Origin of the sequence: Achromobacter spanius, from assembly GCF_039673305.1 — a bacterium.
Taxonomy (GTDB): domain Bacteria; phylum Pseudomonadota; class Gammaproteobacteria; order Burkholderiales; family Burkholderiaceae_B; genus Achromobacter; species Achromobacter spanius_F.
Genome location: NZ_JBDJLJ010000052.1, coordinates 19,117 through 39,941, shown reverse-complemented (window position 1 = coordinate 39,941; position 20,825 = coordinate 19,117). Strand labels below are relative to the sequence as shown.

19 protein-coding genes and 1 pseudogene are annotated in these 20,825 nt (G+C 68.7%); 11 read left to right on the top strand and 9 right to left on the bottom strand.

Annotated elements, in window-relative coordinates; all coding sequences use genetic code 11:
- The coding region (gene folK / locus ABE485_RS25665; RefSeq protein ID WP_346518063.1) for a 2-amino-4-hydroxy-6-hydroxymethyldihydropteridine diphosphokinase at positions 1–303 on the top strand (303 nt) is incomplete at its 5' end.
- A gap of 48 nt (positions 304–351) precedes the next feature.
- On the opposite strand, the pseudogene ABE485_RS25660 reads toward folK, so the two are convergent.
- The 4 genes and pseudogenes from ABE485_RS25660 to ABE485_RS25645 all read right to left on the bottom strand — a co-directional run bounded on the left by ABE485_RS25660 (position 352) and on the right by ABE485_RS25645 (position 4,247).
- Positions 352–1,247: pseudogene (locus tag ABE485_RS25660) on the bottom strand (sugar kinase).
- Positions 1,248–1,396: 149 nt separating this feature from the next.
- Entirely contained in the window at positions 1,397–2,230 is an 834-nt protein-coding gene (locus tag ABE485_RS25655) for an HpcH/HpaI aldolase/citrate lyase family protein (RefSeq protein ID WP_346518062.1), read from the bottom strand.
- Positions 2,227–3,420, bottom strand: a complete 1,194-nt coding sequence (locus ABE485_RS25650; RefSeq protein ID WP_346518061.1) for a CaiB/BaiF CoA transferase family protein — start codon at positions 3,418–3,420, stop codon at positions 2,227–2,229. The genes ABE485_RS25655 and ABE485_RS25650 overlap by 4 nt, the downstream gene beginning before the upstream one ends.
- Entirely contained in the window at positions 3,417–4,247 is an 831-nt protein-coding gene (locus ABE485_RS25645) for an FAS1-like dehydratase domain-containing protein (protein WP_346518060.1), read from the bottom strand. The genes ABE485_RS25650 and ABE485_RS25645 overlap by 4 nt, the downstream gene beginning before the upstream one ends.
- Positions 4,248–4,397: 150 nt before the next feature.
- Between ABE485_RS25645 and ABE485_RS25640 the strand changes: the two genes are divergently transcribed.
- Positions 4,398–5,291 (top strand): LysR family transcriptional regulator, encoded by an 894-nt coding sequence (locus ABE485_RS25640; protein ID WP_346518059.1) that lies wholly within the window; start codon positions 4,398–4,400, stop codon positions 5,289–5,291.
- A 13-nt stretch (positions 5,292–5,304) separates the two neighbouring features.
- On the opposite strand, the gene paaG is transcribed toward ABE485_RS25640, so the two are convergent.
- The 3 genes from paaG to ABE485_RS25625 are packed head-to-tail and all read right to left on the bottom strand — an operon-like array spanning position 5,305 to position 8,444.
- Entirely contained in the window at positions 5,305–6,111 is an 807-nt protein-coding gene (gene paaG, locus ABE485_RS25635; RefSeq protein ID WP_346518058.1) for a 2-(1,2-epoxy-1,2-dihydrophenyl)acetyl-CoA isomerase PaaG, read from the bottom strand.
- Positions 6,108–7,220, bottom strand: coding sequence for an acyl-CoA dehydrogenase family protein (locus ABE485_RS25630; RefSeq protein WP_346518057.1), 1,113 nt, complete (start codon positions 7,218–7,220; stop codon positions 6,108–6,110). Before ABE485_RS25630 ends, paaG begins: the two co-directional genes overlap by 4 nt.
- Positions 7,221–7,253: 33 nt before the next feature.
- Complete coding sequence (locus tag ABE485_RS25625; RefSeq protein ID WP_346518056.1) at positions 7,254–8,444, bottom strand: acyl-CoA dehydrogenase family protein; 1,191 nt, start codon at positions 8,442–8,444, stop codon at positions 7,254–7,256.
- A 216-nt stretch (positions 8,445–8,660) separates the two neighbouring features.
- Here ABE485_RS25625 and ABE485_RS25620 point away from each other — a divergent pair, with 216 nt between their 5' ends.
- From ABE485_RS25620 to ABE485_RS25595, 6 genes are all read left to right on the top strand, one after another.
- Positions 8,661–9,065 carry a Zn-ribbon domain-containing OB-fold protein gene (locus ABE485_RS25620; protein ID WP_346518055.1) on the top strand — a complete coding sequence of 135 codons (405 nt, stop codon included), beginning with the start codon at positions 8,661–8,663 and terminating at the stop codon, positions 9,063–9,065.
- Positions 9,062–10,234: a thiolase gene (locus tag ABE485_RS25615; RefSeq protein ID WP_346518054.1), complete on the top strand. Its 1,173-nt coding sequence runs from the start codon at positions 9,062–9,064 to the stop codon at positions 10,232–10,234. Before ABE485_RS25620 ends, ABE485_RS25615 begins: the two co-directional genes overlap by 4 nt.
- Positions 10,235–10,251: 17 nt before the next feature.
- Positions 10,252–11,769 carry a class I adenylate-forming enzyme family protein gene (locus tag ABE485_RS25610; RefSeq protein WP_346518053.1) on the top strand — a complete coding sequence of 506 codons (1,518 nt, stop codon included), beginning with the start codon at positions 10,252–10,254 and terminating at the stop codon, positions 11,767–11,769.
- 55 nt (positions 11,770–11,824) lie between these two features.
- A complete protein-coding gene (locus ABE485_RS25605) occupies positions 11,825–12,799 on the top strand; it encodes a Bug family tripartite tricarboxylate transporter substrate binding protein (protein ID WP_346518052.1) in 975 nt (324 codons plus the stop codon).
- Between the two features lie 19 nt (positions 12,800–12,818).
- The gene (locus ABE485_RS25600) at positions 12,819–13,784 is read left to right on the top strand and encodes an NAD(P)H-dependent flavin oxidoreductase (protein WP_346518051.1); all 966 of its coding nucleotides are present in this window, start codon (positions 12,819–12,821) and stop codon (positions 13,782–13,784) included.
- Between the two features lie 666 nt (positions 13,785–14,450).
- Entirely contained in the window at positions 14,451–15,122 is a 672-nt protein-coding gene (locus ABE485_RS25595; RefSeq protein ID WP_346518050.1) for a lysozyme inhibitor LprI family protein, read from the top strand.
- A gap of 439 nt (positions 15,123–15,561) precedes the next feature.
- Here ABE485_RS25595 and ABE485_RS25590 read toward each other — a convergent pair whose 3' ends face one another.
- A complete protein-coding gene (locus ABE485_RS25590; protein WP_346518049.1) occupies positions 15,562–16,545 on the bottom strand; it encodes a Bug family tripartite tricarboxylate transporter substrate binding protein in 984 nt (327 codons plus the stop codon).
- A gap of 221 nt (positions 16,546–16,766) precedes the next feature.
- Positions 16,767–17,666 (bottom strand): LysR family transcriptional regulator, encoded by a 900-nt coding sequence (locus tag ABE485_RS25585; RefSeq protein ID WP_346518048.1) that lies wholly within the window; start codon positions 17,664–17,666, stop codon positions 16,767–16,769.
- A 151-nt stretch (positions 17,667–17,817) separates the two neighbouring features.
- Between ABE485_RS25585 and ABE485_RS25580 the strand changes: the two genes are divergently transcribed.
- From ABE485_RS25580 to ABE485_RS25570, 3 genes are read left to right on the top strand one after another with little or no spacing between them, the layout of a single operon-like run.
- Positions 17,818–18,732, top strand: coding sequence for an SDR family NAD(P)-dependent oxidoreductase (locus tag ABE485_RS25580; protein ID WP_346518047.1), 915 nt, complete (start codon positions 17,818–17,820; stop codon positions 18,730–18,732).
- Positions 18,733–18,741: 9 nt separating this feature from the next.
- On the top strand, positions 18,742–19,602 hold the full coding sequence (locus tag ABE485_RS25575) for a MaoC/PaaZ C-terminal domain-containing protein (protein ID WP_346518046.1): 861 nt from the start codon (positions 18,742–18,744) through the stop codon (positions 19,600–19,602).
- Complete coding sequence (locus ABE485_RS25570) at positions 19,599–20,816, top strand: CaiB/BaiF CoA transferase family protein (protein ID WP_346518045.1); 1,218 nt, start codon at positions 19,599–19,601, stop codon at positions 20,814–20,816. The genes ABE485_RS25575 and ABE485_RS25570 overlap by 4 nt, the downstream gene beginning before the upstream one ends.
- Positions 20,817–20,825 lie beyond the last annotated feature (9 nt).

Sequence of the window (20,825 nt, the reverse complement as noted above, 5' to 3'; positions counted from 1 at the left end):
GCGCTGGACACCGTCCTGCCGCCGCTCGACTTGCTGGACCTTCTGCAGGCGCGTGAAAACCGGCACGGCCGCCCGCGCCCCTACCGCAATGCTCCCCGCACGCTGGACCTGGACCTGCTGCTGCACGGGGACGCCCGGCTGGATGACGAGCGCCTGGTTCTTCCGCATCCGCGCATGCACCTGCGCGCCTTCGTGCTGCTGCCCTTGCGCGACCTGACGCCCGGCCTGACGCTGCAGGGCAAGCCCATCGACGCGTGGATCGACGCGATCCGCGACCAGCCGATCGAACGGATCGCCGGATAAGCGCCCCTGGCGCTTCCGCGCGGCGCGCGCCGAAGCGCCGCCCGTCCTTCACGCCTTCGGCGTGAACGCCATCATCGCGCGCTCGACATCCTCGACCTGGGGCAGCCCCGCTTCGTTGCCCAGATGCTGGATCTTGTGGGCGGAGGCCGCCCGCGCGAAGGTGAAGTGTTCGATCCAGGGCTGCTCGGGCCGGGTCAGGTAGGACCAGACATAGGCGCCGTGAAAGACGTCGCCCGCGCCCGAAGTGTCGACGATGCGCGAACCCGGCACGTCCAGCGAAGGCAGGGTCTCGACCCGCCCGGTCTCGTCGTACCAGAGCATGCCGCGCTCCCCCATTGTGACCGCGCCGATGCGGCAGCCGCGGGCCTTGAGCAGGTCCAGCAAGCCCGCGGGGGTCAGCCCCAGCTGCTCGCACATGCGCTCCGCGCACACCGCCACATCGATGAAGCGCAACAGTTCGTCGGTGTTCTCGCGCATGCCGCCGCCGTCCAGCGACGTCAGCACGCCCGCCTGGCGGCACGCGCGCGCGTAATGCAGCGCCGCGTCGGGTTGATGGCCGTCCAGATGCAGGGCCCGGTAGCCGCCGATGTCCAGCCTGGGGAAATCGTTCAGGTAGTCCACGTCGCGCGCCCGCAGGATCGCGCGCTTGCCGTGGTTGGGCATGATGAAGGACAGGGATGAGCGGCGCACCTGGCGCGCATGCAGCGTGACGCCGTGCGCGGCCGCCATGTCGGTGTACATGTGTCCCAGCCAGTCCGGCGCCAGCGAACAGATCAGATCGGGCGGCGAACCCAGCCGCGCGCACGCGAATGCGGCCGTGACGGCGTTGCCCCCGAAAGACACGGCATAGTCCCGCGCCACGCTCTTCTGGTCGCCCGTGGCCATTCGTCGGCCAGCACGGTGACGTCGATGTAGGTATGTCCGATGAAGAGCGCCTCGCCCATGGGCCCGCCTTATAAGGAAGCTATGTAGGTAGTGTGGCATCCCTGCGCGCTGCAAGGCGGCCGGCATCCCTGGAACGCTTGCGCGAGATTAAGCCGATCGCTCGTGGACGCCAGGCGCGGGGCGCCCCGCGCGGCCGCCGGGGCGGCAATCAGGCCCGCGCGGATTCTCCCGCCTGCGCCAGCACCAGCCGCGCCCGCGCAATGACGGGCGCATCGACCATCTTGCCGTCCAGCATGAAGGTGCCCGCTGCCGTTTCGCGATGGGCGGCGACAACGCGCCGCGCCCATTCCAGTTCCTGCAGCGCGGGCACGAAGGCGGCGTGGATGACGGGCACCTGCGTGGGGTGGATGCAGAGCATGCCGCCGAATCCCATCTGCTGCGCGCGTCCCGCCGCGGCCGCCAGGCCGGCCTGGTCCTGCACGCCGGGAAAGACGCCGTCCAGCGCGGGCGCGAGGCCGGCGGCGCGCGTATGCAGCAACACCTGAACCCGGGCGTGGTCCAGCACCGTTTCGGCGCCCGGCGTGTCGGGCGTCAGCCCCAGGTCCAGGCCGTAGTCCAGGCTGCCGAACGCCAGGCGCGCGACGCTGGGCGTCGCGGCGATCTCGCCGGCGTTGAGGATGCCCTGCGCCGTTTCAAGAATGGGGATGACGGGCAGGCCGGCCTGGGCGGCGTGCCGCACCTGCATCATGCCTTCGGCCTTGGGCAGCAGGATGCCCGCCACACCCGGCTTGCCGCGGCAGGCTTTCAGGTCGTCGTCGTGCCAGGAGGTCGACGCGTCGTTGATGCGCACCCACACCCGCGCCTGGGGGTTCATGCCCAGGAAGTCGCACAGGGCTTCGCGGGCGGAGGCCTTGGCCAGGTGCTCCACCGCGTCTTCCAGGTCGACGATGACGGTATCCGCGCCGGCTGCCAGCGCTTTGGGTATGCGCTCGGCCCGGGAGGCCGGCACAAAGAGGGCGCTACGAACGACGGGATGCATCACACGACCTCCGAGGCATGGAACTGCGCCACCTGTTCGGGCGCGTATCCCAGTGATGCTAGCACCGCATCGGTGTTTTGGCCCACCGCCGGCACCGCCCCCATGCGCGGCGCGAAGGCGCTGCTGCTGGCCGGCGGCAGCAATGCGGGCAGCACGCCCTGCGGGCTGTCCACCTGGCTCCAGCGCTGGCGGGCCTGCAGTTGCGGGTGCGCCCAGACGCCGGCCATGTCGTTGACGCGCGCATTGGCGATCTGCGCGTCCTCCAGGCGTTGCGTGACCTGTTCGATGGACAGGTCGGCGAAGGCGGCCACGATGAGCGCGCGCAGGTCGTCGCGATTGGCGGTGCGCAGCGAATTGGAAATGAAGCGCGGATCCTCCGCCAGCTCCGCCTGCCGCAGCACCTGGGCGCAGAAGACGCGCCATTCGCGTTCATTCTGCAGACCCAGCATGATGGTCGAGTCGCCGCCCACGGGGAAAGGCCCGTAGGGGTAGATGGAGGCGTGCGCGGCGCCGGCGCGCACGGGCGGCGCCGCGCCGTCGAAGGCGTAGTACATGGGAAAGCCCATCCACTCGACCATGCTTTCCAGCATGGAAACGTCCAGGCGGCTGCCCTGCCCCGTCTTCTGGCGCAGCAGCAACGCGTTCAGGATGGCCGAATAGGCGTACATGCCGGCGGCGATGTCCGCGATCGAGCAGCCGGCCTTGACGGGATCATCCTTTGTGCCGGTCACCGAGAGAAAGCCGCTTTCGCTCTGGATCAGGAGGTCGTAAGCCTTCTTGTCCTGATAGGGGCCGCCTTCGCCGTAGCCCGAGATGTCGCAGACGATCAGGCGCGGGTACTTTTGGTGCAGCGCCTCGAACGACAGCCCCAGCCGCGCCGCGGCGCCGGGTGCCAGGTTCTGCACCAGCACATCGGCCGATTCCAGCAGGCGGTCCATGATGCCGCCGGCCTCGTCGCGCTTGAGGTCCAGCGTCAGGCTTTCCTTGGAACGGTTGGTCCAGACGAAGTGCGAGGACAGGCCGCGCACGCGTTCGTCGTAGCCGCGGGCGAAATCCCCGCTGCCGGGGCGTTCGATCTTGATGACGCGCGCGCCCATGTCCGCCAGCTGGCGGGTGCAGAAAGGCGCGGCGATGGCGTGTTCCAGGCTGACGACGGTGATGCCGTCCAGCGGGCGGGAGGCCTGCATGTTCATTCGGTGAACCTCAATTCTGCTTGGTGGGCCAGCGTGCCGTCCTGCTCCGCCCAGAGCTGGGCCACGCCCGGCTCGGTGAGGCGGCCGGCCGCCTGGAAGGGCGCGGGCGAGATCAGCGGACGCAAGCCGCGGTAGGACAGGTGCGTGGGACGCGCCTTGGGATGCGCGCGCAGGAAGGCGGCGACCATTTCGGTGGCGATGAGGGGACCATGCACCACCAGCCCGGGATAACCCTCGACGCCGGTCACGTAGGGATGGTCGTAGTGGATGCGGTGGCCGTTGAAGGTCACTGCGGAATAGCGGAACAGCAGGACTGGCGTGGGGTTCACGGTGTCGCGCCACTGCGCGGCTGGCGCGGGCTCGCTGCCGGCCAGCTTGGGCGGCGACGGCTGGCGGTACACGATGTCCTGTTCCTCGACGATGGCCAGTTCGCCCGCCTGGTGGTATTCATGGCGCACGGTCACGAACAGCAGGGCGCCGGTGCGGCCCGACTTTTCCTTGACGTCGGCCACCGTGGAAACGCGTTCGGCCGGCACGCCGACCTTGAGCGGCTGGCGGAATTCGACCCGGCCGCCCGCCCACATGCGGTTGCGATCCTGCGCGGGCGGAAGAAACCCGCCCCGCGAGGGATGCCCATCCGTCCCCAACCCGTCCATGCCTACCGTGGCGATGAAGAAGGCCCACTGCCACAGCGGCGGCAGGTCGTCTCCCTGGCCCGGAACGGGCCCGCCCAAGGTAGCGGCGATGCGCGCGGCATGGCCGGGATCCATGGCGTCCGTCTTGCGTTCGCCGCTGCCGATCCATGCGGCCGGGTCTGTAGAAGTCATGCCGAAATCCTCTGGTGGAGTCATTACAGCCTGAAGCATGCCCGCAAGCCCCGGCCAAAGTGAATTCGTTTTTCCTCAAGGCGGGGTTTGCTGGGCCTGAATCGGCCGTCCAGGCCCGACCGCGGCGCGCCGCGCCGTAATATATGGGCCATGCACTTCGACCTCGCCGACCTCAGACTGTTCATCCACATCGCCGAATCCCCCAGCCTGACCCAGGCGGCCAAGCGGGCGCACCTGTCCCTGGCCGCGGTCAGCGTGCGGATCAAGGCGCTGGAAAACCAGCTCAACACGCGCCTCCTGTACCGCGACAGCCGCGGCGTGGAGATCACCCCCGCCGGGCAGAAACTGCTGCAGCATGCGCGGGTCATCATGCGGCAGGTGGACCACCTGAAGCATGACTTCCAGGAGCAGTCAGACGGCGACGCCGGCCATATCCGCATCTTCGCCAACACCACGGCCGTCACGGAATTCATGCCGGACATCCTGGCGCAGTTCCTGTCCGGACATCCCGGCGTCACGGTGGACCTGCAGGAACGCCTGACGCGCGACATCGTGCGCGGCGTGCTGGACGGTACCACCGACCTGGGCATCGTCGCGGGTCCGGTGGACGCGCCCGAATTGCAGACCATCCACTTCAGCACCGACCGGCTGGTGCTGGTCGTGCCCAACGGGCACCCGCTGCAGGACCAGGAAAAGGTCAAGCTGGCGGACGCGGTGCGCTATCCGTTCATCACCATGCACGAAGGCTCCACGCTGGTGGCGTTCCTGCGCGACCAGCTCGAGCGCATCGGCCAGCGCCTTCCGCAGCGCATCCAGCTCTACAGCTTCGATTCGATCTGCCGCATGGTGCAGGCCGGCGTCGGCATCGGCGTCATCCCCGATTCGGCCGCGCGGCGCTACGGCGCGGACACCAAGCTGCGCGTCGTCGAACTGGACGAACCCTGGGTGGTGCGCGAACGCAAGCTGCTGGTGCGCGACATCGACGCCCTGCCCGGCTGCGCGCGCGAACTCATCGAACAGATCCAGTCGCCGCGCGCGCCCTGAGCCCGCCCGCGCGTCACTTGCCCGCGAACGCGGGCGGGCGCTTTTCGGCGAACGCCCGCATGCCTTCCAGGTAGTCGTCGGTGTAGCCCAGTTCACGCTGCAGCCCGCATTCCAGATCGAACTGCTGCGCCAGCGTGTTGCCGCTGGACGCATGCAGCGCCGCCTTGGTGGCCGCGTAGGCGCGCGTGGGGCCCGCCGCCAGCGTGTCCGCCACCTGCTGCAGCGTATCGGCCAGCGCCGCGTCGGGCACCACCCGCCAGATCAGCCCCCAGGACTCGGCCTGCGCCGCGGAGACGGATTCGCCGAACAGGGCCGCGCCCATCGCGCGCGCCGACCCCACCAGGCGCGGCAGGAACCAGGTTCCGCCCGCATCCGGCAACAGGCCGATCTTGCTGAACGCCTGCACGAATCGGGCCGACTCCACCGCGTAGACCACGTCGCAGGCCAGCACCAGGCTGGCGCCCGCGCCGGCCGCCACGCCGTTCATCACGCACACCACCGGCACCGGCAAGGCGCGCAGCCGGTTGATGAGCGGCCGGTAGCATTTTTCAAGCATGAGGCTCAGGTCGCGGCGCGAACCGTCCTGCGCCGGCTTGCGCTCGCCCAGGTCCTGGCCCGCGCAGAAGCCGCGGCCGGCGCCCGTGATCACCAGGCCGCGCAAGGCCGGCTCGGCCTCCAGGATGTCCAGCGCCCGGGCCAGTTCGCCGTGCATCACCTCGGTGAAGCTGTTCATGCGTTCGGGACGGTTAAGCGTGATGACGCCCACGCCCCGCTCCAGCGTGAAGCGGATCTGCGTGAATTCCGCTGCGTTGTTGCTCATGCCAGTTCCTCCAGAACGGCCAGCTGCTCGGCGGTGTCGCCCAGCAGCTGGTCCACGACCGTCAAGCGCTTGAAGTAATCGCCGACCTCCAGTTCATCCGTCATGCCCATGCCGCCATGCAGCTGCACCGCCATCTGCGCCACCAGCCGGCCCGCGCGCGCGGCCTCGAGCTTGGCCGACGCGATCATGCGGCGCCGCTGCGCGGCGTCGGATTCGGTCAGGGCCGCCACCGCCACGTAGGCCATCGACAGCGCAAGCTCCTTGGCCACCAGCATTTCGGCCAGGCGATGCTGCAGGGCCTGAAAGGACGCCAGCGGCTGGCCGAACTGCTTGCGCGTCTTCAGGTAGTCGACGGTGATTTCCAGCAGGCGTTCCATCGCGCCCGCCGCATGCGCGCACAGCGCAGCCGTGCCCCACTGCAGCGCCTGGGCGAGCGCCTGGTCGGCGGCCTCGCCTTGCGCCAGCAAGGCGCCGGCGGGCAGGCCGACCGCGTCCAGGTCCAGCCGCGCGCAGCGCGCGCCATCCAGGGTGGGCGTGTCGGTGACGCGCACGCCCGCCGCATCCGCGGGCACGGCCAGCAGCAGCGTCTTGCCGTCGTCGCCGCGCGCGGTCACGAACCAGGCCGTGGCGGCCGCGCCGTGCCAGACCAGATGCTTGGCCCCGGCTAGCCGCCAGCCTTCGGCGGTGCGCACGGCGCGGCAATCCCGGGGATCGGCGTCGTAGCGGCGCCCCGGCTCCTGCCAGGCCACGCTGACGATGGCTTCGCCCGCGGCGATGGCCGGCAGCCACAGGCCACGCGCCGCGTCGCCGCAGGCGTCGGTCAGCGCGGCCCCCATGACGGCGCTGGGGATGACGGGTTCGGACACCAGCCCCCGGCCCAACTCGACATGCACCGGCAGCAGGCTGGCCGGGACCTCGCCGAAACCGCCGTGGTCCTGCGAGATGTTCAGGCCCAGCACGCCCAGTTCGGCCAGCGCGTTCCATGCCTGTCCGTCCAGCTTGCCAGCGGCCTGCCGGGCGCGGCGCCGGGGAAAGGTCCATGCCTGGTCCACCAGGCGGCGCAGGCTGTCGGCCAGCATGCGCTGTTCTTCCGTGTAGATGAAATCCATGCGTCGTGTTCCTGTCGGATTGCACGCCGGGCCTTACAGGCCCAGCACCAGGCGGGCGATGATGCCCTTCTGCACCTCGGTCGTGCCGCCGTAGATCGAGGTCTTGCGCATATCGGCGTAGCCGGCGCCCGAAGCCGCGGCCATCTCGGGGCCGGGCCCGTGGAAATCGTTGCCGGCCAGCAGCCAATCGGGGTCGTAGGGCCAGGATTCGGGGCCCGCGATCTCCATCTGCAGCATCGCCAGGTCCTGCTGGATCTCGGACCCGCGGATCTTCAGCACCGACGCTTCGGGGCCCGGGGAGCCGTCGTTGCTGGAGGCGACGCGCAGCAGCAGCATCTCGAGCGCCATGATGTCGACCTCGATGCGCGAAATGCGGTCGCGCATCCGGCTGTCGGCCAGCAGCGGCCTGCCGTGCGACTGCGCACGCGCCGCCATGTCTTTCAGGATGCCCAGTTCGCGGTGGCAATGGCCCAGGCCGGCGATGCCGGTGCGTTCGTGGCCCAGCAGATACTTGGCGTAGGTCCAGCCCTGGTTCTCTTCGCCGACGAGATTGGCCGCCGGCACGCGCACGTTCTCGAGCCAGACCTCGTTGACGTCGTGGCCGCCGTCCAGCGTGCGGATGGGGCGCACGGTGACGCCCGGATCGCGCATGTCCAGCAGCAGCATCGAGATGCCGCGCTGCGCGCGCGCGTCGGGATCGGTGCGCGCCAGGCAGAACATCCAGTCGGCGTACTGGGCCAGCGTGGTCCAGGTTTTCTGGCCGTTGACCACGTAGCCGTCGCCGTCGCGCTCGGCCCGCGTCTTGAGGGACGCCAGGTCGGATCCCGACCCCGGTTCCGAGTAGCCCTGGCACCACCAGTCCTCGACCCGCAGCATGCGCGGCAAGAGGCGCGACTTCTGGTCGGCGCTGCCGTACTTCATGAGCACGGGACCGATCATGGACAGGCCGAACGGCAGCAGCCGCGGCGCGCCCGCCTTGAAGCATTCCACTTCGAAGATCAGGCGCTGCAGCGCATTCCATCCGGTGCCGCCGTGTTCTACCGGCCAGTTGGGCGCGCCCCAGCCCCGGTCGGCCAGGATGTTGTGCCAGCGCACGTAGTCGTCGCGTTCGAGCCGCTGGTGCCGCAGCACCTTGGCGCGGATGTCGTCCGGCAGGCTGGCGGCGGCGAAGGCGCGCACTTCTTCACGGAATTGGCGCTCTTGCGGCGTCCAGGTCAGGTTCATGGTCCACCTCCTTTGCCCGGTATCTAGCCACGGTCCGCACGGCCGGACAATCTGCCTCTCCCGAAGACGGGCTTCGCGCGGCGTGTAGGGAACGCCGCCCGCCACGCCGCCCACTACGGATTGGCAAAAGTCCTGCTTCAGCAATGAAGAATGGCCGAAGCCGGCGGCACTGCGGACACTAGGGCCTGTTCGTCAACACTGGAATCCCATCCCGCCATGACTGCTCCCGACCAGACGGAAAGCGTGTCGCACGGCGTCGAGGCGCAGTACCGCCAGGCGCTCGACGACGGCCGCTTTCTTATCCAGCATTGCGCCGGCTGCGACCGCGCCGTGTTCTATCCCCGGATGATCTGCCCGCATTGCGGCGCGGACAAGCTTGCCTGGACCGAGCCCGACGGCCGCGGCGCCGTCTATTCGACCACCGTGGTGCGGCGCAAGCCCGACGCGGGCGGCGACTACAACGTCGCCCTGATCGACCTGCGCGAAGGCGTCAGGCTCATGAGCCGCGTGGAAGGCATCGCGCCGGACGCCGTGCGCATCGGCATGGGCGTGCGCGCCCGGGTTATCCGCCAGAACGGCCAGGGCCTGGTCGTTTTCGTTCCCACCCCGGAGGCGCCATGACGCTGAACGATCTGCGCGGCGCCGTGGCAGTGGCCGGCGTGGGCCATGCCGGCCTGGGACAAGCCACGGGCTACACCGAAATGGAAATCCTGGTCCAGGCCGCGCAACGCGCCGTCGCGGACGCGGGCCTGACCATGCGCGACATCGACGGCATCTGCACCGCCAGCGTCGCGGCCCCGATGTGGGCCATGCCGGTGATCGAACACCTGGGCATCCGCCCCACGTTCATCGACAGCACCATGCTGGGCGGATCCAGCTTCGTGGCGCACCTGATGCCCGCGCTGCATGCGCTGGCGTCGGGGCAGTGCAACGCCGTGCTGGTCTGCTACGGCAGCACCCAGCGCACGTCCACGCTCAGCCGCGCGGAAATCGGGCGGGTGCGCAAGCAGTTCGATCCCCAGCCTTACGAAACCCCGTACGATCCGCTCAGCCCGTTGTCGTCCTACGCGCTGGCGGCGGCGCGCCACATGCACCAGTACGGCACGCGGCGCGAAGACCTGGCGCGGGTGGCGCTGGCGGCAAACCAGTGGGCGCAATTGAATCCCGAGGCGCAACTGCGGGAGCCGGCCACGCTGGACCAGATCCTGTCCGCGCGCATGGTCTCCGATCCCTTGAGCGTGCGCGACTGCTGCCTGGTCACCGACGGCGCGGGCGCCTACGTGCTGGTGCGCGCCGACCGTGCGCGCGACCTGCCGCGCCCGCCGGTCTACGTGCTGGGCAACGCCACGGCCGTGTGGAACCGGCAGATCTCCTCCATGAAAGACCTGACCGTGACCGCGGCCGCCGAATCCGGCAGCCGCGCCTTCGCCATGGCCGGCGTGGCGCCCGCGGACATCGACGTGGTGGAGCTCTACGACGCCTTCACCATCAACACGCTGCTGTTCCTGGAAGACCTTGGGTTCTGCGCCAAGGGCGAAGGCAAGGACTTCATCGCCGGCGGCGCCATCGGCCCGGGCGGCAGGCTGCCCGTGAACACCAACGGCGGCGGCCTGTGCTGCGTGCATCCGGGCATGTATGGCGTCTTCATCATGATCGAAGCCGTGCGGCAACTGCGTGGCGAGTGCGGCGCGCGGCAGGTCGCCGATGCCCAGCTTGCGCTGGTGCACGGCAATGGCGGTACCCTGTCCAGCCAGTCCACCGCCATCCTGGGCACCCAGGCCACGCTTTGATCAACACGGCAACACCCATGTCCCAAGCAGAATCCCTCACCCGCATCCACGACGTCCTGGCGCTGCAGGCGCGCAGGCAGCCCGACGCCATCTGCCTCTACGAGGAAGGCGGCGGCACGCTCACCTATGGCCAGCTGTGGCGCCGGGTGCAGGACACGGCCGACTGGCTGCGCGCCCAGGGCGTGCAGCCGGGCCATCGCGTCATGATGGTGGGTGAAAACTGCTCGGCGATGCTCGCGGCGCTGTTCGGCTGCGGCGTCGCGGGCGCATGGCCGGTGGGCGTGAACGCCCGCCTGTCCGCGCGGGAAGTCGACAATATCCGCCAGCACGCGCAGCCCGAACTGCTGCTCTACACCACGGGCGTGTCGCCCGCGGCGGCGGCCCATGCGGCGGCCGCCGGCGCCGCCGACGCCGACGAGGCGGTGTGGGGTCCCGGCGTCCACGCCGCGCGCGCTGCCGCGCCCACGCATGCGGAAACGGGCGAACTGGCGGACCAGGTCGCCACCGTGATCTACACGTCCGGCACGACGGGCGCGCCCAAGGGCGTGATGGTGCCGCACCGCGGCCTGGTGCATTTCGCGCGGGTGTCGGCGGCGTCGCGCCGCCTGACTCCGCACGACATCGGCTATGCGGCGCTGCCCATGTCGCACATCTTCGGCATCGCCACCGTGCTGATGGCCACCCTGTACGCCGGCGCCAGCCTGGTGCTGCGCAGCCGGTTCGACGCGAACGACGTCTTCAAGGCGCTGGCGCATCCCGGCGTCAGCATCCTGCAGGGCGTGCCCACCATGTTCAGCCGCATGATGGCCGCGGCGCCGCCCCGCGCGGAACTGCGCGCGCCCGCCCTGCGCTACATCTACACGGGCGGCGCGGCGCTGGACCCCACGCAGAAGCGCGACGCCGAACGCTATTTCGGCATGCCGATGCACCATGGCTACGGCATCACCGAGTATGCCGGATCCATGTTCATCACCGACATCGACGCGCCACGCGACGACTGCTCGTCCGGCCATGCCGTGGACGGCGTCGAGATGCGCATCGGCAGCCCCGATGCCGCCACGGCGCCCGGCGAACGCGGCGACATCCTGATACGCGGCCCCGGCGTCATGCTGGGCTACTACCGCAATCCGGAACAGACCGCGCTGGCGCTGCTGCCCGGCGGCTGGCTCAACACGGGCGACATCGGCTATGTCGACGCCAGCGGCGCGCTGTTCATCGCCGGACGCTCCAAGGACCTGATCATCCGCTCGGGCTTCAACGTCTATCCGATCGAGGTCGAGTCCGTCATCAATGCGTTTCCCGGCGTGCGCCTGTCCGCCGTCGTGGGCCGCGACACCGCGGACCACAACGAAGAGGTCATCGCCTTCGTCGAGGCCATGCCGGGCGCGACGATCGACACCAACCTGCTGATGCTGCACCTGCGGGCCCAGCTGGCGCCGTACAAACGGCCGGCACGGATCATCCCCATCGAAACGATACCCACCACCGTCAGCGGCAAGATCCTGAAGCAGCCGCTGAAAGAAAGGCTGGCGTAGGCGCGGACAGGCGTTCCGCTCCACGACCGGCCCCCATGCACAAGGAGACAAGAGCGTGAACATCAAGAACCTGATCGCCGCGGCCACGGCCGTGACCGCACTCGCCACCGCCCAGGGCGCCTGGGCGCAATCCTATCCCGAACGGCCGATCCGCCTGCTGGTGGGCTACGCGCCGGGCGGCCCGGTGGACACGACGGCGCGCGTGTTCGCCAAGTACCTGGGCGACAAGCTGGGCCAGGCCGTCGTCGTGGAGAACCGGGCGGGCGCGAGCGGCATGATCGCCTCGGACGCCACCGCCAAGGCGCCGCCCGACGGCTACCTGCTGGGCTTTGCCGCCAGCCCCACCCTGACCATGTCGCCGCAGGTGCAGCGCAGCACCCTGTTCGATCCGCGCAAGGATTTTTCGCTGATCGGACTGGTGGTGGATTACGCCAATGTGCTCCTGATCGGCCCGCAGATTCCCGCCAGGAACGTGGGCGAACTGGTCACCTATGCGCGCGCGCACCCGGATGCGGTGTCGTTCGGTTCGGCGGGCATCGGCGCGTCGAATCACCTGTCGGCCGAACTGCTGAAGAAGCAGGCCGAGGCGCCCATGCTGCACGTGCCCTACCGCGGCAACTCGCCCGCGATGATGGACGTGGTGAGCGGCAAGGTGACGTTCATGTTCGATATCACCAGCACGGCCATCCCCTTCATCAAGAGCGGCAAGGCGCGCGCGCTGGCGGTCACGTCCAAGGCCCGCAACCCCGAGCTGCCCGACGTGCCCACGATGATGGAAGCCGGCATGAAGGACTACGAGGTGGTCGGCTGGTACGCGCTGGTCGGGCCGAAGAAGCTGCCCGACGCCGTGTCGGCGCGCCTGACCCGCGCGCTGGGCGAGGTGTCCAGGGATCCCGCGTTCCGCCAGGCGATGACCGAAGGCGGCTACACCATCAACGCCGGCGATTCCCAGGCGCTGCAGGCGCGCATCGACCGCGAGTACGCGCTGTGGTCGGACGTGATCCAGAGCGCCAACATCCAGGCCAACTGACTTTTACCGGAGCACCACGATGAATCCTCCGCTCGCGCTGCGCGCCCAGACCCGACTGCCGGTCATCGGCGCCCCGATGTTCCTGGTCTCCGGACCGCAACTGGTGGTGGCGCAATGCGCGGCGGGCATCATCGGCACGTTTCCATCCCTGAACGCGCGTCCGCAGGAGCAGCTGCACGACTGGATCACCCGGATCGAGGACGGCGTGGCCGCCGCGCGGCGCGCCGATTCCGCGGCCCGGGTGGCCCCCTACGGCGTCAACCTGATCATCCACCCCAGCAACCCGCGCTGGCAGGGCGACCTGGCCATCTGCGCCGAACGCCGCGTGCCGCTGCTGATCACGTCGCTGCACGCGCCGGAAGCGGTGGTGAAGGCGGCGCACGCGTACGGGGGGCTGGTCTATCACGATGTGACGAACGTGCGCCACGCCAAGCGCGCGCTGGAGGCCGGCGCCGACGGCCTGATCCTGGTGGCGGCCGGCGCGGGCGGCCACGCGGGCCAGGTGAACCCGATCGCGCTCGTCAATGAGATCCGCGCGTTCTACGACGGGCCGCTGGCGTTGTCGGGCTGCATCAGCCACGGCAAGGACATCCTGGCGGCGCAGATCCTGGGCTGCGATTTCGCGTACATGGGCACGCGGTTCATTGCCACGCAGGAGTCGCTGGCGGGGGACGCCTACCGGGAAATGGTGCTGGCGGCGCAGGCGGCGGACGTGACCTATACGCCGTACTTTTCCGGGGTTCCGGCGAACTATCTGTCGGCGAGCATCGTGGCCGCGGGGCTGGATCCCGTGGTGTTGGCGAACAACGGGGTGGCGCCGCCGGCGAACATGGACAAGAACTCCCGGCCGAAGGCCTGGAAGGATGTCTGGAGCGCCGGGCAGGGAGTGGGGGCTGCGCAGGAGATTCTCGCTGTGGGCGAACTGGTGGGGCAGCTGGAGGCTGAATATCGGGTGGCGCGGGAAGGGATGGTGGGGGGGCTTTGATAGGCAGTGGGTGGTAGTTGACGGTTGGTCGTTGGTCGTTGGTCGTCAGGAGTTCTTGAGGCGCCCGGTGTGGCGTGGGCCTGGGATGGGCGGGGCTCCGATTGCGGTCCGGAGCGTTCGCTCCGGACTCCCCCTTCCTCAACCTCGTCCGCCTTCGGCTCCCTTCGGTTTCCGTCGGGCGCATCTACACGCCCCGCCCATCCCAGGCCCACGCCACACCGGGCTTCTTCAGTTTCAACTTCACGGGGGCTGGCGCGTTCGGAGTTCTTCAGGTGCTGGCCAGCAATCGATTGGGGTTGGAGCGTCTTGCGGGGCCCGCCCCCGGCCGGCCGCGCGGGCGGCCTTGGGGGGCTTACGCGGTGTCTTGCGTCGTGGTGATGACGCTTCGCGTGGTGTGGCGTAAGGCCACGTTTTGCTGGCGTCTGATACCCATGTGAGACAAGCTTTCCGCAGGTGTCTGACGCCGAAATGAGGCGAACTTCCCCCAGGTGTCTGACACCCGAATGAGACAGCCTTCAGGCTTGCTGCGCCGCCTCGCGGGTGTCAGACACCCAGCGCACGAAGCGATTGCACCGTTGACGAACGCATCCGCACCGGTACACTGCGCTCTCATCTCGGCGGCGACGGGCTGGCCGGGCGTGCACACAATCTGGAGAGCTTCACACCATGATCCGTCATCTGGTCCTTACGGCTTCGCTGGCGATGGCCGGCAGCGCCGCAGCTGCGCCGTCGTTCAATTGCGCCAAAGCCGCCACGCCGGTTGAAAAGTCCATATGTGCCAATTCGGTGCTGGCGAACCAGGACGCGGCGATCGCGCAGCAATATACGGCGGTGCGCGGCCAGCTGGATACGGAGGCGGCCAAGGCGTTGACCGCCGATCAACGCTACTACCTGAGCGCGCGCGACGACGCCTACGCCGAACCGTACACGGGAAGCACGCCCTTCAAAGAGCTCACCAACAGCATGCGCTACCGCCTGGAGTTTTTGAAGTCCATCAATCCCAGGCCGGCCGCGGGCTTCGTCGGCAAATGGAGGAACATCGAAGGCGAAATCGAGATCACGCAAACCGCTCATGGCGAGTTGTTTGTGTCGGCCAATTCCGCCCGTCCCTACACCGGCCGCTGGGTCTGCGATTTGAGCGGCAAGGCGGTCGTCTCCGGCGACAGCCTGAAAGTCACCTATCAGGACGGTCCGCCCTGGACCCTGACGCTGACGCGCCGCGGCGATGTGCTGGTGACGCGCGAAACGCCGCCTGCCGGAGTCAAGAACGACGGCTTCGGCCCGCCCTTCTGCGGCATGAATGGCAGCCTGTACGGCAACTGGTTCGCGGTGCGCTGATCAGAAGTATCGGCCGGCCTCGCGCATGGCATCCCACGGCGAACACCATTAGCAAGCCACCGTCCGCATTCGCGAACGCGCAGACGCGCCGACGACCCTATGCCCATATGCCGATTGTGGCCGCCCGCGCGGCCACAATCGGCGTCCGCGCAGGTTCCATACCCTGACCACAGCTCTTGTAGCGCACCAGACCAAGACTCACGTAGCCCGGCGTCGCGGGCGCCGTGGCTGCGAGCAACCTCGATGCGCCCGAGGGAATCTGAAGGAACGGCCGCAGGCCGTGACGAAGATGACGAAGGGGACGTCCGGAGCGAACGCTCCGGACCGCAATCGTGGGCGCTCGCAGCCACGGCGACCGCGGCGTCGGGCGGCCCACGAAGAGCTTCTACCCACAAAGCGCTTTCAACCTTCAATGCACATCACCTCACCAACGCCCCCATCATTCCAACTTGATATTCGCGGTCTTGATCAACTCCCGCCACTTCACGATCTCGTCCCGCACAAACGCCCCGAACTGCTCCGGCGTCCCCGGCTTGGGTTCGGCGCCGGCCGCGATCATTGCCTTCGCCGTCCCCGCGTCGGAGAGGACTTTCACCATGTCGGCGTTGATGCGCTTCACGATGTCGGGCGGCGTGCCTTTGGGCGCCAGCACGCCGCTCCACGAGTAGGCCTCGTAGCCCGGCAGGCCGGATTCCGCGATGGTGGGGATGTCGGGCACCATGCTGGACCGCGTGGGGTTGCCGACGCCCAGGGCGCGGATCTTGCCGCCCTTCAGGTGGGGCACCGCGGAAGGGCCGTCGGCGAACATGACCTGGACCTGGCCGCCCAGCAGGTCCTGCATGGCGGGTGCGCTGCCCCGGTACGGGACATGCTGGATGCGCACGCCCGCCATGGCGTTGAAGAGTTCGCCGGCCAGGTGGGTGCCGCCGCCGGTGCCGGATGAGCTGAAGGAGAGTTTTCCGGGGTTCTGCTTGGCGTAAGCGATCAGCTCGCTGACGGTGTTGACCGGCAGCGAGGCATTCACGACGAGCACGATGGGAAACACCGCCGCCATGCCGACCGGCACGAAGTCCTTGGTGATGTCGTAGCTGAGGTTGGTGCGCAGGCTGGGCAGCACCGCGTGATGGATGGACGCGAAGAAGAAGTTGTAGCCGTCGGGCTCGGCCTTGGCGGCGAACTGCGCGCCCACGATGCCGCCCGCGCCCGACTTGTTGTCCACGACCGTGGGCACGGACCAGAGCTGGCCCAGGGGTTGCGTGGTGAAGCGGGCGGTGGTGTCCACCGGACCGCCCGCGGGAAAGGGGACGATGAAGGTTACGGCGTGGCCCGGCCAGCCTGCTGCGCGGGCCCAGGATGGAAGCATGGCGGCGGCGCACGCGGCGCCCAGCCCCGCGACGGCGCGGCGGCGGTCAAGATCGATCACGGCAGTCTCCTGAGTCTTGTTCTGTTCGCGGTCCGGCACGCGCAGGCGCCAGCCGCTGTTTTTTATTATTTGCCGATTGCCGGGATTCGCCGCTACGTATTTTCAAAAGCCCCTCTTTCGCGCGGCGGCCAGGTTCGGTCACCGGACACCTTCCGCGCGGGCGTTGCGCGGATACCGCAAATGGCCTACGGCATCCGATGCGGATGCCGGGGTCGCGCCGGTTACTGGCCGCGCGCGGCGCGTTGCACGTGCTCGATGAAGCACTCGGCGAAACTGGGCAGGTCGCGGCCGCGCTGACGGCACAGCAGGCGGTCGCGCAGCGCCCAGGGGTCGTCCAGCTTCAGCACGTGCAAGGCGTCGGGACGGCTGTAGCGCGCCGCGCACGCGCGCGGCACGACGGCGATGCCCGCGCCGGCCTCGACCATGCGGCATACGGCTTCGAAGCTGCCCACATGCACCCGCTGGCAGATGCGCTTGCCCAGGCCGCTGGCGATGTCCTCGAGGAACGTCTGGATGGCGCTGTCGGGATGGATGCCGACGAACTGGTAGGCGTCCACAAGGTCCGCGAATTGCGCGCTCTTCTGGCCCGCAAGCGGATGGTCCAGCGACGTCACCACCGTGAGTTCATCGCGGAACAGGGGCGTGACGTCCAGGCCTTCGACGTCGATGTTGCCCGCCACCAGGCCCAGGTCCCCCGCGCCCGCGCGGATCGCGATGACGATGTCGCCCGAGATCTTTTCTTCGAGTTCCACGTCGACGTCGGGGTTTTCCGACAGGAACGTGGACAGCGCATCGGCCAGGAAGGAATTGGTGGCGGTGGTGTTGGCTAGCAGCCTAAGGCGCCCCTTCAGGCCGCTGGCATAGGGCTGCAGGTCGGCGTTCAGGCATTCGAGCTGCCGGAACACGGCGTTGGCGTGCTTGAGCAGCACCTCGCCCGCGGGCGTGAGCGCGACGCCCGTGGCCATGCGCACCAGCAGCCGGGCCTTGAAGGCCTCTTCCATGTGCTTGACCCGCGCGCTTGCCGCCGGCAGGGACAGGAAGGTGCGTTCCGCCGCCCGGGTCAGATTGAGTGTGTCCCCCACGTTCAGAAACAAACGCAGGTCAGTCAGATCATGTCTCATGTTCCACCACGCAGAAGGGGGGCATTTCTAATTTTGAATTCTTCGAATGCCGTGTCGAATCTACCATGAGGCATCCCCCTGAACCAGACGGGTTGATGCGGAACTGTTTTCCACACACGGCGTGCGCGCCGCAGCACAGGAGTCAGCTTCAATGAGCGGCATAGTTTCCGGAAAGGTAGTGATCGTGACGGGCGCGGGCGGCGGCATCGGCCGCGGCGTCGCGCTGGCGATGGCCCAGGCGGGCGCCAAGGTCGTGGTCAACGACATCGGCGTATCGCTCACGGGCGAAGGCGGCGCGGAAGGCCCGGCGCAGGCCGTGGTCAAGGAAATCGCCGAGGCCGGCGGCGTCGCGGTGGCCAACACCGACAGCGTGGCCGCCTACGACAGCGCCAGCCGCGTCGTGCAGACCGCCATCGATGCGTTCGGCCGGGTCGACGCGGTCATCAACAACGCGGGCAACCTGCGCGACCGGGTTTTCCACAAGATGAGCGAAGAAGAGTGGCGCCAGGTGATCGACGTGCACCTGAACGGCTCGTTCTTCATGAGCCGCGCGGCGGCGCCCTACTTCCGCGAACAGGAATCCGGCGCCTTCGTGCACATGACATCCACGTCCGGCCTCATCGGCAACTTCGGCCAGGCCAACTACGCGGCCGCCAAACTGGGCATCGTGGCCTTGTCCAAGTCCATCGCGCTGGACATGGCCCGCTACAACGTGCGGTCCAACTGCATCGCGCCGTTCGCCTGGAGCCGCATGACCAGTTCCATCCCGGCAGAAACAGACGAAGAGAAGGCCCGCGTCGAAAAGCTCAAGAAGATGGAGGCCGGCAAGGTCGCGCCCATGGCGGTGTTCCTGGCCAGCGATGCCGCCAGCGAGATCACGGCGCAGATCTTCGCCGTGCGCGCCAACGAGATCATGCTGATGAGCCAGCCGCGGCCGCTGCGCACCGTGCACCACGCCGAAGGCTGGACGCCGGAGCGCATCGCCGAGATCGCCGCGCCCGCCATGCGCAAGCACTTCTACGCGTTGGAGCGTTCGCCCGACGTGATCGACTGGGATCCCATCTGAGGCCGCCACATGCCGTTGGACTATGCAACCGTGAAGGACTGGCGTTTCGACGACGTGCGCCAGCGCTACGACCAGAAAGACACCATGCTGTACGCGCTGGGCATCGGCCTGGGGCAGGATCCTGAAGACGAAGGCCAGTTGCGCTACGTCTATGAAAAGAACCTGCGCGCGTTTCCGACGATGAGCGTGATTCTCGGCTACCCGGGTTTCTGGGTCAGCGATCCGCGCTCCACCGTCGACTGGGTGAAGGTGGTGCACGGCGAACAGCGCCTGACGCTGCACGCGCCGCTGCCCGCCGCGGGCGTCGTCACCGGCAAGACCCGCAACACGCACGTCATCGACAAGGGTGCGGACAAGGGCGCCATCATCGTCAGCGAACGCACGCTGCACGACGAAGACGGCGCATGCCTTGCCACCCTGCACAGCAGCACGTTCTGCCGCGGCGACGGCGGATTCGGCCAGGGCGACGCCAGTCCCGATCCCCTGCCCGCCGCGCCCGACGGCGATCCCGAACTGCGCTGCGAGCTGCGCATCCCGCCCAGCGCGGCGCTGCTGTACCGGCTGAACGCGGACCGCAACCCGCTGCACGCCGACCCCGACGTCGCCCGCCAGGCCGGCTACCCGCGCCCCATCCTGCACGGACTGTGCTCCTACGGCGTCGCGGCGCATGCCATCGTCAAGACTTTCTGCGACTACGACGCCGCCCGCCTCACCAGCCTGAACACGCGCTTCTCGGCGCCGGTGTATCCCGGCGAGACCCTGCAATGCGACATGTGGCGCATGCCCGACGGCCAGATCCGCTTCATCGCGCGCGCCAAAGAGCGCGGCGTGGTGGTCATGAGCAACGGCACCGCGACGGTGCAGTCATGACGCGGCCGCCTCCGCTGGACGGCATCCGCGTGCTGGACCTTTCGCGCATCCTGGCCGGCCCCTGGTGCACGCAGAACCTGGCCGACCTGGGCGCCGACGTCATCAAGGTCGAACGCCCCAAGGTGGGCGACGACACGCGCGCCTGGGGCCCGCCGTTCCTGAAGGACGGAAATGGGCAGGACACCAACGAATCGGCCTACTACCTCAGCGCCAACCGCAACAAGCGCTCGGTCGAGGCCGACATGTCCACGCCCGAGGGCGCCGCGCTGATCCGCGAACTGGCCGCGGTCAGCGACATCGTGGTCGAGAACTTCAAGGTGGGCGGACTGGCCAAGTACGGGCTCGACTACCAGAGCCTGAAGGACATCAATCCACGCCTGATCTATTGCTCGGTCACGGGCTTCGGCCAGGACGGGCCGTTCGCGCAGCGCCCCGGCTACGACTTCATGATCCAGGGCATGGGCGGCCTGATGAGCATCACGGGCGAACGCGACGACCTGCCCGGCGGCGGACCGCAAAAAGCCGGCGTGGCCGTCACCGACATCGTCACCGGCATGTACGCCACCGTGGCCGTGCTGGCGGCCCTGCAGGAGCGCCACCGCAGCGGCCTGGGCCAGCACCTGGACATCGCGCTGCTGGACAGCCACGTGGCCCTGCTGGCCAACCAGAATTCCAACTACTTCAATTCCGGCGTCGCGCCCACGCGCGCCGGCAATGCGCACCAGAACGTGGTGCCCTACCAGGTGTTCGCGGCCAGCGACGGCCACCTGATCGTGGCCACGGGCAACGAGTCCCAGTACCGCGCCTATTGCCGCGCCATCGGCGTGCCGGAACTGGGCGACGATCCACGCTTCGTCACCAACCGGCTGCGCGTCGCCAACCGCGAGGAACTGGTCGGCATCCTGGCGGCGATCATGCAGGAAGGCCGTCGCGACGACTGGATCGCCAAGCTCGAGGCCGTGGGCGTGCCTTGCGGGCCCATCAACAACATCGCCCAGGCGTTCGCGCACCCGCAGGCGCAGGCGCGCCAGCTGCGGCGCGATATGCCGCATCCGGCGGGCGGCGTGGCGCCGGTCACGGCAAGTCCGCTGCGCTTCTCGGGATCGCCCGTGGTGTATCGGCGCGCGCCGCCGATGCTGGGGGAACACACCGAGGAAGTGCTGCGCGACGTGCTCGGAAAATCGGCCGAGGCGATCGCGGCATTCAGGAAATAGAACGCCGCC

What these genes read in the sequence shown, in the direction of transcription:
- ABE485_RS25650 (WP_346518061.1), bottom strand. Translation starts at nt 3,420, where the DNA reads ATGAACATGCAGGCCTCCCGCCCGCTGGACGGCATCACCGTCGTCAGC.
- ABE485_RS25645 (WP_346518060.1), bottom strand. Translation starts at nt 4,247, where the DNA reads ATGACTTCTACAGACCCGGCCGCATGGATCGGCAGCGGCGAACGCAAG.
- ABE485_RS25640 (WP_346518059.1), top strand. Translation starts at nt 4,398, where the DNA reads ATGCACTTCGACCTCGCCGACCTCAGACTGTTCATCCACATCGCCGAA.
- paaG (WP_346518058.1), bottom strand. Translation starts at nt 6,111, where the DNA reads ATGAGCAACAACGCAGCGGAATTCACGCAGATCCGCTTCACGCTGGAG.
- ABE485_RS25630 (WP_346518057.1), bottom strand. Translation starts at nt 7,220, where the DNA reads ATGGATTTCATCTACACGGAAGAACAGCGCATGCTGGCCGACAGCCTG.
- ABE485_RS25625 (WP_346518056.1), bottom strand. Translation starts at nt 8,444, where the DNA reads ATGAACCTGACCTGGACGCCGCAAGAGCGCCAATTCCGTGAAGAAGTG.
- ABE485_RS25620 (WP_346518055.1), top strand. Translation starts at nt 8,661, where the DNA reads ATGACTGCTCCCGACCAGACGGAAAGCGTGTCGCACGGCGTCGAGGCG.
- ABE485_RS25615 (WP_346518054.1), top strand. Translation starts at nt 9,062, where the DNA reads ATGACGCTGAACGATCTGCGCGGCGCCGTGGCAGTGGCCGGCGTGGGC.
- ABE485_RS25610 (WP_346518053.1), top strand. Translation starts at nt 10,252, where the DNA reads ATGTCCCAAGCAGAATCCCTCACCCGCATCCACGACGTCCTGGCGCTG.
- ABE485_RS25600 (WP_346518051.1), top strand. Translation starts at nt 12,819, where the DNA reads ATGAATCCTCCGCTCGCGCTGCGCGCCCAGACCCGACTGCCGGTCATC.
- ABE485_RS25595 (WP_346518050.1), top strand. Translation starts at nt 14,451, where the DNA reads ATGATCCGTCATCTGGTCCTTACGGCTTCGCTGGCGATGGCCGGCAGC.
- ABE485_RS25585 (WP_346518048.1), bottom strand. Translation starts at nt 17,666, where the DNA reads ATGAGACATGATCTGACTGACCTGCGTTTGTTTCTGAACGTGGGGGAC.
- ABE485_RS25580 (WP_346518047.1), top strand. Translation starts at nt 17,818, where the DNA reads ATGAGCGGCATAGTTTCCGGAAAGGTAGTGATCGTGACGGGCGCGGGC.
- ABE485_RS25575 (WP_346518046.1), top strand. Translation starts at nt 18,742, where the DNA reads ATGCCGTTGGACTATGCAACCGTGAAGGACTGGCGTTTCGACGACGTG.
- ABE485_RS25570 (WP_346518045.1), top strand. Translation starts at nt 19,599, where the DNA reads ATGACGCGGCCGCCTCCGCTGGACGGCATCCGCGTGCTGGACCTTTCG.